This window comes from Jiella endophytica (assembly GCF_004519335.1).
Classification (GTDB): Bacteria; Pseudomonadota; Alphaproteobacteria; order Rhizobiales; family Rhizobiaceae; genus Jiella; species Jiella endophytica.
The window spans coordinates 235834-250252 of the sequence record NZ_SOZD01000004.1 but is presented as its reverse complement, the minus strand read 5'-3'; the positions used below and the strand labels follow the sequence as shown (position 1 = coordinate 250252).

Sequence of the window (14419 nt, the reverse complement as noted above, 5' to 3'; positions counted from 1 at the left end):
ACCGATCGCGCCGATGATAGCCGGAATGCCCATCGCCCGGCGATGCTGTATAGCTTGAACTTATGTGAAGGGACGCTTTTCCGATTGGAGAGGCGCCCGGTCGCGGTTCATCCTTCCCGGCAAGACGACCGAACGATGCCGTCACCAGCAGAGGAACGCCATGGCCACGCAAAAAACCGCCCTCGTCGTCTCGGCCCATGCCGCCGACTTCGTCTGGCGCTGCGGCGGCGCGATCGCCCTGCATGCCGAAAAGGGCTATGACGTCACCGTCCTCTGCCTCTCCTTCGGCGAGCGCGGCGAGAGCGCCAAGCTCTGGAAGCAGGAGGGCATGACCCTCGACCGGGTCAAGAGCGCCCGCCGGACCGAGGCCGAAAACGCGGCGAAGGCGCTCGGCGCCGCCGATCTCGTCTGCCTCGATCTCGGCGACTATCCGCTGGAGTTCTCCCGCGACAACAAGATGAAGATCGTCGAGGTGATCCGGAGGGTGCAGCCCGCCTTCATGCTGTCGCACTCGCAATATGATCCCTACAACACCGACCACATGAACACGACCAACGCCGTCCTCGAATGCCGGATGATCGCCCAGGCCTGGGGCCACAATCCCGGCGAGAAGGTGCTCGGCGCGCCGCAGCTCTACCTCTTCGAGCCGCACCAGACCGAGCAGATGGGCTGGAAGCCCGACACCTTCCTCGACATCACCCCGGTCTGGGAGAAGAAGCGCGCGGCGATCGAGTGCATGGAGGGGCAGGAGCACCTCTGGGAGTATTATACGCGCGTCGCGATCAACCGGGCGAACCACTTCAAGCGCAATTCCGGCGGCCAGTCCGGCGGGCGCGACTGCCGCTATGCCGAGGGTTTCCAGTCGATCTTCCCGCGCACCGTGGACGAGCTGTGATGACCGGCTGGGGAGACATCGCCCATCTCGGCCATGTCGAGATGCTGACCGACAGATTCGACGAGAGCCTCGATTTCTTCACCCGCGTCTACGGGCTGAAGCTCTCCGGCAGCGACGGCAGATCCGCCTATCTCAGGGCCTGGGACGACTACGAATTCTGCACCCTGAAACTGACGAGCGCCGATGTCACCGGCGTTGGCCACGTCGCCTATCGGGCGGCGTCACCGGAAGCGCTCGAACGCCGGGTCGCGGCGATCGAGGCGTCGGGATACGACGTGATTGGCTGGGTCGACGGCGACCAGAGCCATGGCCGCGCCTTCCGCTTTGCCGATCCGTTCGGCCATGTCTTCGAGATCTACTATGATCCGGTCTGGTACGAGGCGCAGCAGGAGGCCGAGAAGGCGGCGCTGAAGAATACCGCCTCGGCCTATACCGGCGCCGCGCCGCGCCGGATCGACCATCTCAATCTCCTTGCGGACGACGTGACGGAATTCCGCCGCTTCATGGAGACCTGTCTCGGCTCGCGTGTGACCGAGATGATCCGGCTCGACAACGGCCGGATCGGCGGCTGCTGGTTCACCGTCAACAACAAGAGCTACGACCTCGCCTGCACCGAGGAACACGGCAAGGGCCATGGCCGGCTGCACCATGTCACCTATGCAGCCGACCAGCGCGAGGACGTGCTGCGCGCCGCCGACATCTTCCTGCAGAACGGCGTCCACATCGAGACCGGACCCCACAAGCACGCGATCCAGGGCACCTTCTTCCTCTATGTCTGGGAGCCGGCCGGCAACCGCGTCGAGATCGCCAATTCCGGCGCCCGGCTGATCCTCGCCCCCGACTGGCAGCCGGTCGTCTGGACCGAGGCCGAGCGCAGGAAGGGCCAGGCCTGGGGTCTCAAGACCATCGAGACCTTCCACACCCACGGCACGCCGCCGGTCGAGGAATGATCGCGGAACGACGGCATCGGCCCGAAAACCGGAATCGATCTTCGGAATGCATGGTGCGGTGATTGAAAAAGCTGGAGCCCTCGGCGCGTCGGTTTGGAGGCGCCACGCTCCAAGCACGGGAGGAGGAACGATCATGATGAAACGCATTGCCCTGATCGCCGGTCTGATCGCGGCACTTGCCGCCATTCCGGCCGCGGCCCAGACCGCCGACGGCAAGCAGGCGAGCCCGGCGGTTTCGCAGGACGCCGCGACCATCAAGGTCACCCTGCTCGGCACCGCCTCGCCCGCCCCGCGACCCGATCGCAGCGGCATCAGCACGCTGGTCGAGGCCGGCGGGCTTCGCCTCGTCTTCGATGCCGGCCGCGGCGTTCCCGTGCGCCTGTGGCAGCTGAAGATACCGGTCGGCTCCGTCGACGCGCTGTTCCTGACGCATTTACATTCCGACCATGTCGGCGGCATTCCGGATCTGTGGATGACGAGCTACATCCCGGCTCCCTACGGCCGGCGCTCGAAGCCCTTCAAGGTCATCGGCCCGACCGGCACCAAGGCGATGATGACGGCGATTCGTCAGGCATTCGCCGAGGACGGCCAGATCCGCATCGCCGACGAGAAGATATCCGAGGAAGCCACGGAGGTCGACGCGAGCGACTTTGCGAAGGAAGGCGTCGTCTTCGAGAAGGACGGCGTCACGGTCAGCGCCTTCAAGGTCAATCACGGCGAGGCGATCAAGCCGGCCTATGGCTACCGGGTCGACTATGGCGGCCACTCGGTGGTGCTCAGTGGCGATACCAAATACGACGAAAACCTCATCGAACACGCCGCGGGCGCCGATCTTCTGATCCACGAGGTGGCGATGGCCCGGCCGGAGATCGCCGGCGGCCCGGTGCAGTCGCGAATCCTTGGCCACCATACCCTGCCGGCCGAGGCCGGCCGGGTGTTCGCCAAGGTCCGTCCGAAGATGGCCGTCTTCAGCCACATCGTCCTTCTCAGCACCAAGGACGTCCCGGAGCCGTCTCTGGACGATCTCGTTGCCGAGACCCGCACCACCTACGACGGGCGGCTGACCGTCGGAGAGGATCTGATGTCCTTCACGATCGGCGATGGCGTCACCATCGAGAGTGTTTCGCAATAGCTCGGCGCTCGTTCCGCCGGGGCGCGGAAGAGCCGTTCACAGTCAGAAGAGGAGGGCCGTGATGGCCGTCGTCGTCCAGAACATTCCTCGTGCAGATGCCGCCGTCATCGCCGGGCTCGCCAAGGCGGGCGTCGCCACCGTCCACGAGGCCCAGGGCCGCACCGGCCTGCTCGCCAGCTATCTGCGACCGATCTATGCCGGGACGCAGCTCGCCGGCTCGGCGGTGACCATCTCCTCGCCTCCCGGCGACAACTGGATGCTGCATGTGGCGATCGAGCAGCTGAAGGAGGGCGACATCCTCGTGCTTGCGCCGACCAGCCCCTGCGAAGACGGCTATTTCGGCGATCTCCTCGCCACCTCGGCCAAGGCCCGGGGCTGCAGGGGGCTGATCATCGATGCCGGCGTGCGCGACACCAGGGATCTCGAGGAGATGGGCTTTCCCGTCTGGTCGAAGGCGGTCTTCGCACAAGGGACGGTGAAGGAGACGCTCGGCTCGGTGAACGTTCCGGTGGTCTGCGGCGGCGCCTATGTCGAAGCCGGCGACGTCATCGTCGCCGATGACGACGGCGTGTGCGTCGTCAGGCGCGAGGACGCTGCGACGGTGCTCGAGAAGGCCAATCAGCGGCTGGCCAACGAGGAGGCGAAGCGCCAGCGTCTCGCCGCCGGCGAGCTCGGCCTCGACATCTACGACATGCGCGGGCGGCTCGCCGAAAAGGGCCTGAAATATGTCTGACGGCTCGCGCCCTGATCCCGAGCGCGACGGCATCGCCTGCCTCTGGATGCGCGGCGGCACCTCGAAGGGAGCCTATTTCCTCAAGGCGGATCTGCCGGCCGACGAGGCCGAGCGCAACGATCTTCTCCTCAGGATCATGGGTTCCCCCGATCCCCGCCAGATCGACGGCATCGGCGGCGCCGATCCGCTGACCTCCAAGGTCGCGGTCCTCTCGCCATCGAGCCACGACGACGCCGACGTCGACTATCTGTTCCTGCAGGTCTTCGTCGACCAGAAGCTTGTCTCGGACGCCCAGGGTTGCGGCAACATCCTCGCCGGCGTCGGCCCGGCGGCGATCGAGCGGGGGCTGGTTCCCGTCGCCGGCGAAGAAACCCCGGTGCGCATCCACATGGTCAATACCGGCGAAGTCGCGATCGCCCGCATCGCCACCCCGAACGGCCGCGTCGGCTATGCGGGCGAGGCGTCGATCGACGGCGTTCCCGGCCGCCATGCCGCCGTGCCCTTGATGTTTGCCGACATTGCCGGGTCGATGTGCGGCGCACTGCTGCCGACCGGCAACGCTGTCGACGTGATTGACGGCATCGAGGCGACGCTGATCGACAACGGCATGCCGATCGTCGTCCTGCGGGCGAAGGATTTCGGCATCACCGGGGAAGAAAGCCGCGAGACCCTCGACGGCGATTCCGACTTGAAGGCGCGGATCGAGACGATCCGCCTGAAGGCGGGGCCGATGATGAATCTCGGCGACGTCGCGGAAAAATCCGTACCGAAGATGACCCTCGTCTCGCCGGCAAAGAACGGCGGGACGATCTCGACCCGCAGCTTCATCCCGCATCGCTGCCACGCGACCATCGGCGTCTTTGCCGCCGTGTCGGCGGCCACGGCCTGCACCCTCGAAGGCACGCCCGCCGGCGAGATCGCCCGCCTCCCCGAAGACGGCCGCTTCCTGATCGAGCATCCGACGGGCGCCGCCGAGGTGCTGATCGAGCGGGACGGGAAGGGCGCGGTCGTGTCCGCCGGCACCCTGCGCACGGCGCGCAAGCTCTTCGACGGCGTGGTCTTTCCGAGGCCGCGCGAGCTCTCCTGAGGAGGCCGGGCTTGCCGTGGTCGAGGAGGCGGCACTGACCTTGGCTCGAGCTGCTTCAGGCCGCGCTAGAGCGCCGTGCGTCCGAATGGACGCACAAAGGACGCTCTAAGTTATTGAGTCTACGCATCGTGCTTTCCGAAAATCGATTCCGATTTTCGGGCCGATGCTGTAAGGGCGCGGTCCACGGCCTCGGGCTCGGCCTCGATGACGGCGAGATAGGCGAGCGCCGGTGCATCGGGCATGCGCCTCGCCTGCTCCCAGTCCTTCACGGTTCCTTGCGGGATCCGGAATCGCGCTGCGAATTCGGCCTGAGACAGGTCCAGTCGCCGGCGTAGCCGCTTCAGCCGGCGTGCGAGAACGGCTCGCTCGAGCATCGCCTCGTCAGGCGGAGACGCGGCATCGTCGGTCAGCTGCATCGCCTCGATCTCGTCCTCCGTCAGCGCGGCGAGACGATCCCGTAAAGTCTGCGGTAGCATCGGGCGATTATCCGGGGCTCTTTCATAGCTTGCCACGATAGGCGCTCCTCTGCTTGCGGCTGGCCGGCCAGACGGTGATGATCCGGCAGACGGCACCGCGCATCGTGTAGACGACTGTGAGCAGGAGGCCGTCGGCTTCGCCGATGGTGATCCGCCTTTCCTCGCCATAGGGCTGCCTGTCATCCACCATGTCGAGACGGTCGGGATCATCGAACACCGCCGTCGCCAGCGCAACGGAAATGCCGCGTTCCGCCTCGATCCTGGCGGCCTTCGCATCATCCCATTCGAAGCGGCGCGGCGCTCTCATCGTTGGAAAGTATACGGCAATGCCGTATGAGTTTCAATGTCGCTCGGCGGCCTGTTCACGGTTACGGGACTGAAAATGCGGGAACGCCGACGCTGGAACGCCCGCCAAACGGACGATGTCCAAAGCGCGTCGCGCCAGGGCGCCGGAAGGCGCTCCGCCCCTCACATCCGCTTCAGAAATCCGTCCGGCGAAGCGGTGATCATCAGCTTGTTCTCGATGGTCCTGTCGGTCGCAAAGCGCAGCGGCTCGCCGTCGCGGCCCGTGGCGCCCTCCTTTTCCAGCCGATCGAGATAGGCCCAGACCGCGGTCTTGGGATTGTTGCCCTTGCCCCATGGCCGGTCGCCGCACATGTCGGCGGGTAGGTCCTCGACCCCGGTGTCCCAGACCACGCAGTAAGAGCCCTTCGAGACCAGCGGCGCATAGAGCCTCAGCTCTTCCAGCACATGCTCGTGGGTGTGGTTGGAATCGAGGAACACCATCACCCTCTCATAACCCTCGGCATGGGCGTAGATCGTCTCGGCGATGCCGGGGGCGATGGAGGAGCCCTCGAGGAGATGCATCTTGTGGCGCATCGGATGGGCGTCGAGGGCCGAGCGGTTGTGGGCCCTGATGTCGATGTCGACGCCGACCACCTTGCGCCGGCTGCCCCTCGGATCGAGGGTCGCGCCGGCCTCCACGGCGTCGCAATAGTCGAGCATCGCCAGCATCGAGGCGCTCATCACCAGAGAGCCGCCATGGGCGATGCCGGTTTCGACGACGAGGTCCGGCCGCGCCGTCCAGATCAGTTCCTGGATCGCGTAGCTGTCCTGCGGCACCTGGATGATCGGCCGGCCGAGCCAGGTGAAGTTCTGGGCATAGGCGTGGCGGATCGATTCGCGCACCCACACCTCCGACAGGCCGCGAAAGCCGGTGTCGGCGCCGGCCCGCTCGATATTGCCGGCGACATAGCGGCGGAAGTTCTCGATGGGGTCGTTGTCGCTCATATAGTCCTGTCCGATGGCTGGTCCCCGGCATAGGCGTAGAGGACCGTTTCGAGGAGGCTCGCCGTATGATGGCGCAGCCTGAAGCGATAGTCGCCCGAAAGCTCCGTGATGAAGCCGGGAATGTCGAGGAAATCCTCGAGCCGGTGATAGAGGCTGATGGCGAGCTTCGGCCGGTGCGCCGAGATCATCCGCCGGGCGCCGTAGAGCATCGCAAGCTCCATCCCCTCGACGTCGGCCTTGAGAAAGCTGACGGTCTGGTCCGCGACGATTTGGTCGAGCGGCAGGACGGCGATCGTCTCGCCGGTGCCTGTTCCGGCCGGCACCAGCGCATTGCTGGTCGGCATCGCCGCATCGGCAGCGAGCGCGAGCGTCATGGGTTTGGCGCCGACCCCGGCATTGACGAGGGTGACGCGCTCCGGCGAGAAGCCCCAGCGTTTTCCGAGCACCGCGACGTTTCTTTCGAGCGCGGCGAAGGTCGACGGGGTCGGCTCGATGGCGACGATGCGCTCGAAGCGGCCTTTGTGAAAGTCGAGAAAGGCGGCGACCGTATCGCCGTCATGGGCCCCGGCGTCGATGAAGACCTCCCGCTCGGCCCGGGCTTCCTTCGGGAAATGGAAATACTGGTCCGGCGAGACGATCGCTGCGATCGGCGCCGCGTCGCCGGTCAGCATGGCGAGGAGCAGCGTGTCGAAGACCCTTTTGGATTCGGTCTCGGCAAAGAATTTTTCGCGGGCTATCTGCAGGCGACCCAGGTGCCGGGCGACGAAAAAGGCGTCGTAGGAGAGATGGTCGATCCCCGCCTGCGACAGCTGGCGCGACAAAAGCGGAACGACATGGCGTGCCGTGATCAGCACGAAGCCATGTCGCTCCTGCCGGTAGGCGGCGAGCGGCAGAACCGGCAGACCCTCTTGCGTCGTACCCTGCTTCCTCGGATCGTTGTCGAAGAAGCCGGCCAGCTCGCGGCCTTCGCCGCGAAGGGTCGCCGCGGCATGGCGGCCGTGAAATCCGCAACCCATCAGGCTGAGGTGCCCTGCGGCCTCCGCCGCCTCGACCTTCGCCGAAAGGCTTGCGGCCTCTCGCTCGACCCGCGGCCAGAGATCGTCGGCATCGCTGCCGCGATGGGCTGCCTTCAAGAGCATCGCGGTCATGGCACGCGCTCGTCCGGGATGGCGTAGAGGACGGCGCCGGTGCCGCAATAAGCGTGGGTGCGCATCAGGATGCCATAGTCCGCAAGCTCGCGCATCAGGAAGAGCGGCGATTCGATGAGCCCCGCCGCGTCGTGATAGACGGTCAGCATGACGATCGGCCGGTTGCGCCGCACCGTTTCGAGCCCGCCCTTCAGCGCGGCAAGTTCGCCGCCTTCGAGATGCAGCTTGAGGATGGTCGCATCGAGACCGAGCGCGTCGATGGTCGTCGTTTCGCGGAGCGTCGATCCTGTGGCCGCGGTCTGCGAGGCATAGCCGAGACCGGCGTGGAAGCGCGCCTTCTTGCCGCAGTCGGCGAGCACGGCATCGACGATCTCGACGCGGTCCCGTAGGACGCTCGGCCAGCCGATCTGCGCTAGGCCGAGCGCGTTGAGGCTTTGCGGATCGGGCTCGATCGCCCAAAATTTTTCCGCACTGCCATCGAGCGCCGCCCAGAAGCGCGGCAGAAGCTCGCCCTGATGGGCGCCGGCATCGACGACGCGCTCTCCCGGCTGAAATGCGGAGCAGGTCTCGGGAATGAAGAAGCGGTCGCCGGTGGTGACGGGTGCCTTCGGAAAATCCCATTCCTGGCGGGCGAGCCGCCATGCCGCAAAGCGCAGATAGTGGGCCCGCGAGGCGTCGTCGGCAAAGCCTTCCAGAACCTCCCCGGCATCGCCCATCGCCTCGGTGCCCATGGCGGCGGCAAACCAGCCATTGGAGAGCGGATGGCGGTCGCGATAGGTCTCCGCGACGTCGTAGAAGGGAACGACGGTCCGCCAGCCGCTTGCCACGAGCTCGGCCTGAAGCGGCGCGAAGGGCGACGTCACGACGGAGACCGCCAAGAGGGCCTCTTCCTTCACCGCAGCGGGCACCTCGTCCGGCGCCAGGACGGGCAGGCCGGCAAAGGCGTCGGTCCCCGCGAAGGCCTGCGCGTTGCGGTCGATGATCCCGGCGACCGGCTGGCAGACGGCCTCGAGGTGGCGACAAGCGAGGCGGCCGAGATTGCCGGCGCCGTAGAGCCAGAGGTCGCGATTGCGGACGACGACGGGCTCGCCGCCGGGTGCCCGCAGATTGGCCTCGCAGAGAAGCGCCAGCGCTTCCCTCGCGTCCGGCAGCTTCGAGATTGTCCGGGAGATCGTGCGCCCGGGAAAAACGGCGTCCATCTGATCGTCCGATGCTCAAATCCGCTTTCCTTATCGCGGACAAGTCTCGCGCAAAGCTTGCGGTGGATGAAGACGATTGAAATCATCTCCGGTCGATGGTGGCCGGATAGCTTTGCAAAGACGGACGATGTCCCGGCCGACCACCTTACGGAAACGCGTTCTCCTCACCGGCGCCACCGGCTTCGTCGGCCGGCAGATCCATCGCGCGCTGATGGCGGATGGCCACGAGGTGCGCGCGCTGTTGCGGACGGGATCGGCCGGGCGCCTCGCCGCGCCCGCCGCAATCGTCGAGATCGACGACGTCTTTGCCCCAATTGCGCAAACGCTCGCCGCGGCTTTCGAAGGCATCGACACGCTCGTCCATGCCGCCTGGTCCGTCGAGCCGGGCCAGTATCTCGAATCCGAGGAAAACCTTGCCTGCCTCTCCGGCAGCCTGGCGCTGGCACGCGCGGCGGTTTCCGCCGGCGTTGGCCACATCGTCGGCCTCGGCACCTGCTTCGAATACGCCCTGCCGGCCGACCGGTTGACGATCGCCTCGCCGCTTGCCCCGACGACGCTTTACGCAACGACGAAGCTCGCGCTGTTTGCGACGCTCGAGCGCTACCTCGCCGCGCGAAACGTCCGCTTTTCCTGGGCGCGGCTGTTCTATCTCCACGGCGAGAGCGAGCACCCCTCCCGCCTGGTACCTTATCTTCGCCGCTGCCTTGCCTCGGGTGAGCGGGCGAAGCTCTCTTCCGGCACGCAGCTGCGCGATTTTCTCGACGTCGCCGAGGCCGGGCGGATGATCGCGAGCATCGTCGAAACTGAACAGGCTGGCGCAATCAACATCTGTTCAGGTCGCGCCGTCACGCTGCGCGCCTTTGCCGAGGCGATCGCCGACGAGACCGGCCGACGCGACCTTCTGGATTTCGGCGCCGCACCGGCTAGGGCCACCGACCCCGCGGCCGTCGTCGGCGTCCCGAACCTCTTGCCGCGGGCTCCGAGCGGCCCGCAGGGCGACTGAAACGATCGGCCGCCCGTCCCCGGCGGCTACAGCATCGGCCCGGAAATCGGAATCGATTTTCGGTCCGCACGATGCGGTGATTCAAAGAGTTAGAGCGTCCTTTGCGCGTCCATTCGGACGCATGGCGCTCTGAGGAAAAGAGCGACACGATGAAAGCCGAGATCAAGCCGCGCATCAATCTCGAAGGCCGGACCCGACTGGAAACCGTGATCCCGCTGGAGACGCCCTTCGTCGTCTTCGTCGATCCGGCGAGCGCCTGCAATTTCCAGTGCTCCTTCTGCCCGACCGGCCACCGCGACATGATCCGCGATACCGGGCGGTATCAGGGTGCGATGAAGTTCGACCTGTTCACCAAGATCGTCGACGACCTCGGCGAATTCGGGCAGCCGATCAAGGTGCTGCGCCTCTACAAGGACGGCGAGCCCTTCCTCAACAAACGCCTCGCCGACATGATCCGCTACGCCAAAGAGAGCGGCCATGTCGACTATATCGACACCACCACCAACGGCACCTTCATCACCCCGGAGCGCCTCGGCCCGGTGATCGAGGCCGGCCTCGACAAGATCAACATCTCCGTCGACGGCATGACGCGCGATCAGTATCGCCGCTTCACCAAGACCGATTTCGACTTCGACGGTTTCGTCGCCAATGTCCGCTGGCTCTATGCCAACAAGGGCGATTGCGAAGTGGTCGTGAAGATCCCCGGCGAGCTCATCACCGACGCCCAGCGCCAGGAATTCTACGACACCTTCGGCGATCACTGCGACCGGATCTTCATCGAGAATTTCGCGCCCTGCTGGCCGGAATTCGACATCGAGGCCCATACCGGCGTCAAGATCCAGGGCGGCATCTACCAGCAGGAGGTCGGCGACACCGATACCTGCCCGTATATCTTCTACGGCTATTCGGTGAATGCCGACGGCCTGGTCAGTTCCTGCTTCCTCGACTGGGAGCGCAAGCTCGTCATCGGCGACGTCCGCCGGCAGTCGATGAAGGAGATCTGGACCTCCGACAAGATGAATGCCCTGAGGCTCCAGCATCTTCAGGGCAGGCGCTGCGAGAACGGCGTTTGCGGCGGCTGCGGCCAGCTCACCCATTGCCTGCCGGACAATATCGATCCCTATCGCGAGACGCTGCTCCAGCGCTTCGGCGAGAGCGTCGCCTTCGACCGCTCGGTGCCGGCGCCGGGCGGCGTGCGGCGGCTGCCGGAAGCTGCCGAATGAGGATCCTCCACGTCGCGGCACATCTCGGCGGCGGCGTCGGAAAGGCCCATGCGGCGCTGGCCGAGGCGAGGCAGGCAGCCGGATGCCTGGAGAGCCATCGTTTTCTACTTCTCGAAGCGCCGCAGGACAGGCGCTTCGTCGATCGTATCGTCGCTGCGGGAGCCGAAGTCGTCGTCGCGCCGGACGCGGCGGCGATCGCCCGGCACACCGAAGCGGCCGACATCCTGCAGGTCGAGTGGTGGAGCCATCCGCGGCTCTACGAATGTCTGGCGCGCCGACCTCTGCCGCCGCACCGGCTGGTGCTGTGGGCCCACATATCGGGGCTTGCCCCGCCGGTCATTCCGTCGGCGCTGGCCGAGCTTGCGGAGGTCACGGCCTTCACCTCGGCCTGCTCTTTTGCGGCCGGCAATCTGCAGCCGGAGATCGCCCGCCGGCCCGAGGCCTTCATCGTGGCGAATTCCGGCTTCGGCTTTTCGGCGCCGCGTGAGCCGAGTGAGCGTCCGTCCGGCCCGCCGCGCATCGGCTATCTCGGCACCCTCGATTTCGCCAAGCTGCATCCGGGCGTCTTCGCGGCGATCGACGCTGCCCGCAGCGATATCCGCGTCCGGCTGTTCGGCTCGGTCGATCCCGGCGGTGCGGTGGCAACCGCCGCAGCAGCCATGAGACGGCCCGAGCGGGTCAGCCTCGAAGGCCATGCTGACGACCCGGCGTCGGCGCTTGCCGGCCTCGATGTCTTCTTCTACCCGCTTTCGCCCGATCACTACGGCACCGGCGAGAATGCCCTCGTCGAGGCGATGTCGCTCGGCCTCTGCCCGCTGGTGCTGGACAATCCGGCCGAGCGGGCGATCGTCAGCCATGGCGAGACCGGGATCGTCGCAGGGTCGTTGGAAGAATGTGCCGGCTGGCTCGACTGGATGGTCGGCCATCCGAGCGATGTCGCGGCACTCGGCGCGGCGACCGCCCGCCACGTCGCGGCCCACCACGCGCCGGCCGCGACCCTCAGTGTCTTCGCCGCTCTTTACGACCGCGCCGTGGCCGCGCCGAAGCGCCGCCGCGACTATGTCGAGGTTCTGGGTGCCGGGCCGGCGGAATGGTTCGCGGCGAGCCTTGGAGTGCCCGCGCGGGGCGGGGAGGCCTTGTCGGAAGCCTCCGGCCTGTTCGGCCCGACCGCGACGAAGGGCTCGATCGCCCATTTCCGCCGATGTTTTCCCGGCGATCCGGCGTTGTGGGCGATCGCCGGCTGACCAGGCTCGCCCGACATACGCATGTCGCCAGCCCGCAGTTGTCGAGCGCCGGCCGAACCCTCGAGCACCAGGACGGTCTCCTCTCGCCAGCCGAGCCGCGCCGCCTCTTGGGAGATCGCTTCGCCCGCCATATAGGCACAGACGACGAGGCCTTCCGATGAGAGCGGCGGCCCGGCGGGGCCGATCGGCAACCCGTCGACGGTCAGCTTCTGCTTGCCGCCATTGCCGTCGAAGAGCCGCACGGGGAAGCGCCGCTTGAGTTCGTTTCCGAGTCTTGCCCACAGGTTCAGGAATTCGAGGCTGATCCCCCAGAAGGCGATCCGTTCGTGTCTTTCACAAAAGGCCGAGATCGCCTGCGCCTGTTCGGCAAAGGCGCGGATCTCCGCCGCAACGTGTTCGGGCAGCGCCTTGTCAAACGCGCCGGACACCGCGGCGGCTGACGCATCTTCGGTTTTCCTGGCGACGACGATCAGCGAGGGATAGGCCTTGCCGGCACGCATCGGCAGGTGCGAGCGCACCGTGCGGAGCACCGAAAAGCCGTTGCGGGCGAGGATCGCCGCGAGGGCATCTTTCGTGAAGTGATAGACGTGTTCCTTCATGGCGAGCCAGAACATCGTCCCGACCCGCGCGTCGTCGGCGCCGTAGTCGGCCGCATCCGGCACCTCGATGAAGAGCAGGCCCTCCGGCATGATCACCCGGGCGGCTTCCTTGAGCACCTGATCGGTGTCGAGGATATGCTCGAAGACGTGGAGGTAGGAGAGCATCGACTGGCTGGCGGTCGGAAGCGGCAGGTCGAGCGCGCTGCCGGGGCTGGCGGCGATGCCGGCCTGGCGCAACGACGCAAGGCTCGCCTCGTCGAGGTCGATGCCGGAGAGCGGCAGTTCGGGAAACCGGTCCTTCAGATCGCGCAGCATGCCGCCCCGCGAGCAGCCGACATCGACCAGCCCGGCCTTGGCGGAAATCTCCCCGACGAAGGGCGCGAGAATGTCGGCATAGTGCTCGTAGCGTGCGGCGTCCTCGGGCGTGTTGCCGCCGACGCCGACGCCGGTCATCTCCACATAGAGGCAATCGTCGGCATAGTGCCGGGCGATCGCCGCGTCGCTCAGCCCGGTATCGACGGCGCCGAGGCCGCATGCGGTGCAATGGCGGATGACGCCGGAGCGCGAAAACAGCGAGCCGTCGAAATCACGAAAAACGACGTCGTCAAGCGGACGCGTCGGCGCGCCGCAGGCATGGCAGGAGGTCATGGGGGTCAGTGTCTCCGGGAAGAGCTTCGTCGGGGATACTCGTCCGTCACTCGCCGTACAGCAGGTAGCCGCGATACTCTTGCGGGATGTCGTACATCACGACCATTCTCTCGATCAGCGCCAGCTGGGCAGGCGACATCAATTCACGGCCGCGGCCATTGACGCCCCGGTTGAGCCGGCGGCTCTCCAGCCGTTCGGCGCCGTCGCCGGCCTTGGTATCGATCTCATAGTCCAGCCCCAGCATGGCCGGGATCGTCCTGAGGAATGCCATGTTGTCCCGGGCGAGATCCTCGTATTTCAGCCAGACCTCTCCAAACCGCTCGTAGCGGCTCCACGACTTGAAGAATTTGAGCAGCCACGGCGTCTGGAAGTGAATGACGTAGTCGATCTTTTCCTCCATAGACCTTGCCTGAAAATCTACTGGAAGTAGGAAGTTTTCCTTAGTATTGTCGTTCTGAGCATAGTGATCGATCGAAGAAATCAGGTCGTCCGGCAGGTTCCGCGTCGACACCAGCGGCAGAAGCAGCTTGCCGTCGATGAAGGAGCGGGTGGTGTTCGACAGGCAGACATGGGTCTGCGCCACGAAGGTCCGGCCGACATTGGCGGCGAGCTGCTGCTCGAGGATCTTGATGTCGATTTCCTGCTCGCGAATGTCGAAGGCCGGCACCAGGAAAGCCGTGCGGACATTCGGAAAGCGGCTGATCATCCGCGCCGTCGAGGACGAGCCGCTCTTCGGCATGCAGGCGAGCAATATGCCCGACTGATGGGTGCCATTGAAGGTCTGCAACGGTG

The 14419-nt window shown here is 66.1% G+C and carries 14 protein-coding genes and 1 pseudogene; 8 read left to right on the top strand and 7 right to left on the bottom strand.

All coding sequences use genetic code 11. From position 1 onward, the window contains the following. Window positions 1–160 precede the first annotated feature (160 nt). From E3C22_RS14220 to E3C22_RS14200, 5 genes are all read left to right on the top strand, one after another. Complete coding sequence (locus tag E3C22_RS14220) at window positions 161–895, top strand: PIG-L deacetylase family protein (protein WP_134762710.1); 735 nt, start codon at window positions 161–163, stop codon at window positions 893–895. Beyond that, window positions 895–1845 carry a VOC family protein gene (locus tag E3C22_RS14215; RefSeq protein WP_134762709.1) on the top strand — a complete coding sequence of 317 codons (951 nt, stop codon included), beginning with the start codon at window positions 895–897 and terminating at the stop codon, window positions 1843–1845. The genes E3C22_RS14220 and E3C22_RS14215 overlap by 1 nt, the downstream gene beginning before the upstream one ends. 133 nt (window positions 1846–1978) lie before the next feature. Then, on the top strand, window positions 1979–2977 hold the full coding sequence (locus E3C22_RS14210) for an MBL fold metallo-hydrolase (RefSeq protein ID WP_134762708.1): 999 nt from the start codon (window positions 1979–1981) through the stop codon (window positions 2975–2977). Between the two features lie 61 nt (window positions 2978–3038). Further along, on the top strand, window positions 3039–3710 hold the full coding sequence (locus E3C22_RS14205; RefSeq protein ID WP_206026965.1) for a 4-carboxy-4-hydroxy-2-oxoadipate aldolase/oxaloacetate decarboxylase: 672 nt from the start codon (window positions 3039–3041) through the stop codon (window positions 3708–3710). Beyond that, window positions 3703–4797, top strand: a complete 1095-nt coding sequence (locus E3C22_RS14200) for a 4-oxalomesaconate tautomerase (protein WP_134762706.1) — start codon at window positions 3703–3705, stop codon at window positions 4795–4797. The genes E3C22_RS14205 and E3C22_RS14200 overlap by 8 nt, the downstream gene beginning before the upstream one ends. A 119-nt stretch (window positions 4798–4916) precedes the next feature. Here E3C22_RS14200 and E3C22_RS14195 read toward each other — a convergent pair whose 3' ends face one another. The 5 genes from E3C22_RS14195 to E3C22_RS14175 all read right to left on the bottom strand — a co-directional run bounded on the left by E3C22_RS14195 (window position 4917) and on the right by E3C22_RS14175 (window position 8910). Next, the gene (locus tag E3C22_RS14195) at window positions 4917–5273 is read right to left on the bottom strand and encodes a helix-turn-helix domain-containing protein (RefSeq protein ID WP_134762705.1); all 357 of its coding nucleotides are present in this window, start codon (window positions 5271–5273) and stop codon (window positions 4917–4919) included. Window positions 5274–5295: 22 nt separating this feature from the next. After that, complete coding sequence (locus E3C22_RS14190) at window positions 5296–5580, bottom strand: BrnT family toxin (protein WP_134762704.1); 285 nt, start codon at window positions 5578–5580, stop codon at window positions 5296–5298. Between the two features lie 161 nt (window positions 5581–5741). After that, the gene (locus E3C22_RS14185) at window positions 5742–6563 is read right to left on the bottom strand and encodes a cephalosporin hydroxylase family protein (protein ID WP_134762703.1); all 822 of its coding nucleotides are present in this window, start codon (window positions 6561–6563) and stop codon (window positions 5742–5744) included. Then, window positions 6560–7711 (bottom strand): FkbM family methyltransferase, encoded by a 1152-nt coding sequence (locus E3C22_RS14180; RefSeq protein ID WP_134762702.1) that lies wholly within the window; start codon window positions 7709–7711, stop codon window positions 6560–6562. Before E3C22_RS14180 ends, E3C22_RS14185 begins: the two co-directional genes overlap by 4 nt. Further along, window positions 7708–8910 carry an FkbM family methyltransferase gene (locus E3C22_RS14175; protein WP_134762701.1) on the bottom strand — a complete coding sequence of 401 codons (1203 nt, stop codon included), beginning with the start codon at window positions 8908–8910 and terminating at the stop codon, window positions 7708–7710. Before E3C22_RS14175 ends, E3C22_RS14180 begins: the two co-directional genes overlap by 4 nt. 127 nt (window positions 8911–9037) lie before the next feature. Between E3C22_RS14175 and E3C22_RS14170 the strand changes: the two genes are divergently transcribed. From E3C22_RS14170 to E3C22_RS24790, 3 genes and pseudogenes are all read left to right on the top strand, one after another. Continuing rightward, window positions 9038–9913, top strand: coding sequence for an NAD-dependent epimerase/dehydratase family protein (locus E3C22_RS14170; protein WP_134762700.1), 876 nt, complete (start codon window positions 9038–9040; stop codon window positions 9911–9913). Window positions 9914–10062: 149 nt separating this feature from the next. Further along, window positions 10063–11136: a radical SAM/SPASM domain-containing protein gene (locus E3C22_RS14165; protein ID WP_134762699.1), complete on the top strand. Its 1074-nt coding sequence runs from the start codon at window positions 10063–10065 to the stop codon at window positions 11134–11136. Further along, a pseudogene (locus E3C22_RS24790) lies at window positions 11133–12005 on the top strand (glycosyltransferase); the annotation flags it as partial. The gene E3C22_RS14165 and the pseudogene E3C22_RS24790, both read left to right, overlap by 4 nt. 188 nt (window positions 12006–12193) lie before the next feature. Here the strand turns inward: E3C22_RS24790 and E3C22_RS14155 are convergent. Together E3C22_RS14155 and E3C22_RS14150 are read right to left on the bottom strand one after the other, a co-directional pair. Beyond that, window positions 12194–13627: a class I SAM-dependent methyltransferase gene (locus E3C22_RS14155; protein WP_134762697.1), complete on the bottom strand. Its 1434-nt coding sequence runs from the start codon at window positions 13625–13627 to the stop codon at window positions 12194–12196. Window positions 13628–13673: 46 nt separating this feature from the next. Beyond that, window positions 13674–14414 carry a hypothetical protein gene (locus E3C22_RS14150; RefSeq protein WP_134762696.1) on the bottom strand — a complete coding sequence of 247 codons (741 nt, stop codon included), beginning with the start codon at window positions 14412–14414 and terminating at the stop codon, window positions 13674–13676. Window positions 14415–14419: the final 5 nt, after the last annotated feature.

What these genes read in the sequence shown, in the direction of transcription:
- E3C22_RS14215 (WP_134762709.1), top strand. Translation starts at nt 895, where the DNA reads ATGACCGGCTGGGGAGACATCGCCCATCTCGGCCATGTCGAGATGCTG.
- E3C22_RS14190 (WP_134762704.1), bottom strand. Translation starts at nt 5,580, where the DNA reads ATGAGAGCGCCGCGCCGCTTCGAATGGGATGATGCGAAGGCCGCCAGG.
- E3C22_RS14175 (WP_134762701.1), bottom strand. Translation starts at nt 8,910, where the DNA reads ATGGACGCCGTTTTTCCCGGGCGCACGATCTCCCGGACAATCTCGAAG.
- E3C22_RS14200 (WP_134762706.1), top strand. Translation starts at nt 3,703, where the DNA reads ATGTCTGACGGCTCGCGCCCTGATCCCGAGCGCGACGGCATCGCCTGC.
- E3C22_RS14185 (WP_134762703.1), bottom strand. Translation starts at nt 6,563, where the DNA reads ATGAGCGACAACGACCCCATCGAGAACTTCCGCCGCTATGTCGCCGGC.
- E3C22_RS14205 (WP_206026965.1), top strand. Translation starts at nt 3,039, where the DNA reads ATGGCCGTCGTCGTCCAGAACATTCCTCGTGCAGATGCCGCCGTCATC.
- E3C22_RS14170 (WP_134762700.1), top strand. Translation starts at nt 9,038, where the DNA reads ATGTCCCGGCCGACCACCTTACGGAAACGCGTTCTCCTCACCGGCGCC.
- E3C22_RS14210 (WP_134762708.1), top strand. Translation starts at nt 1,979, where the DNA reads ATGATGAAACGCATTGCCCTGATCGCCGGTCTGATCGCGGCACTTGCC.
- E3C22_RS14180 (WP_134762702.1), bottom strand. Translation starts at nt 7,711, where the DNA reads ATGACCGCGATGCTCTTGAAGGCAGCCCATCGCGGCAGCGATGCCGAC.
- E3C22_RS14220 (WP_134762710.1), top strand. Translation starts at nt 161, where the DNA reads ATGGCCACGCAAAAAACCGCCCTCGTCGTCTCGGCCCATGCCGCCGAC.
- E3C22_RS14155 (WP_134762697.1), bottom strand. Translation starts at nt 13,627, where the DNA reads ATGACCTCCTGCCATGCCTGCGGCGCGCCGACGCGTCCGCTTGACGAC.
- E3C22_RS14165 (WP_134762699.1), top strand. Translation starts at nt 10,063, where the DNA reads ATGAAAGCCGAGATCAAGCCGCGCATCAATCTCGAAGGCCGGACCCGA.
- E3C22_RS14195 (WP_134762705.1), bottom strand. Translation starts at nt 5,273, where the DNA reads ATGCTACCGCAGACTTTACGGGATCGTCTCGCCGCGCTGACGGAGGAC.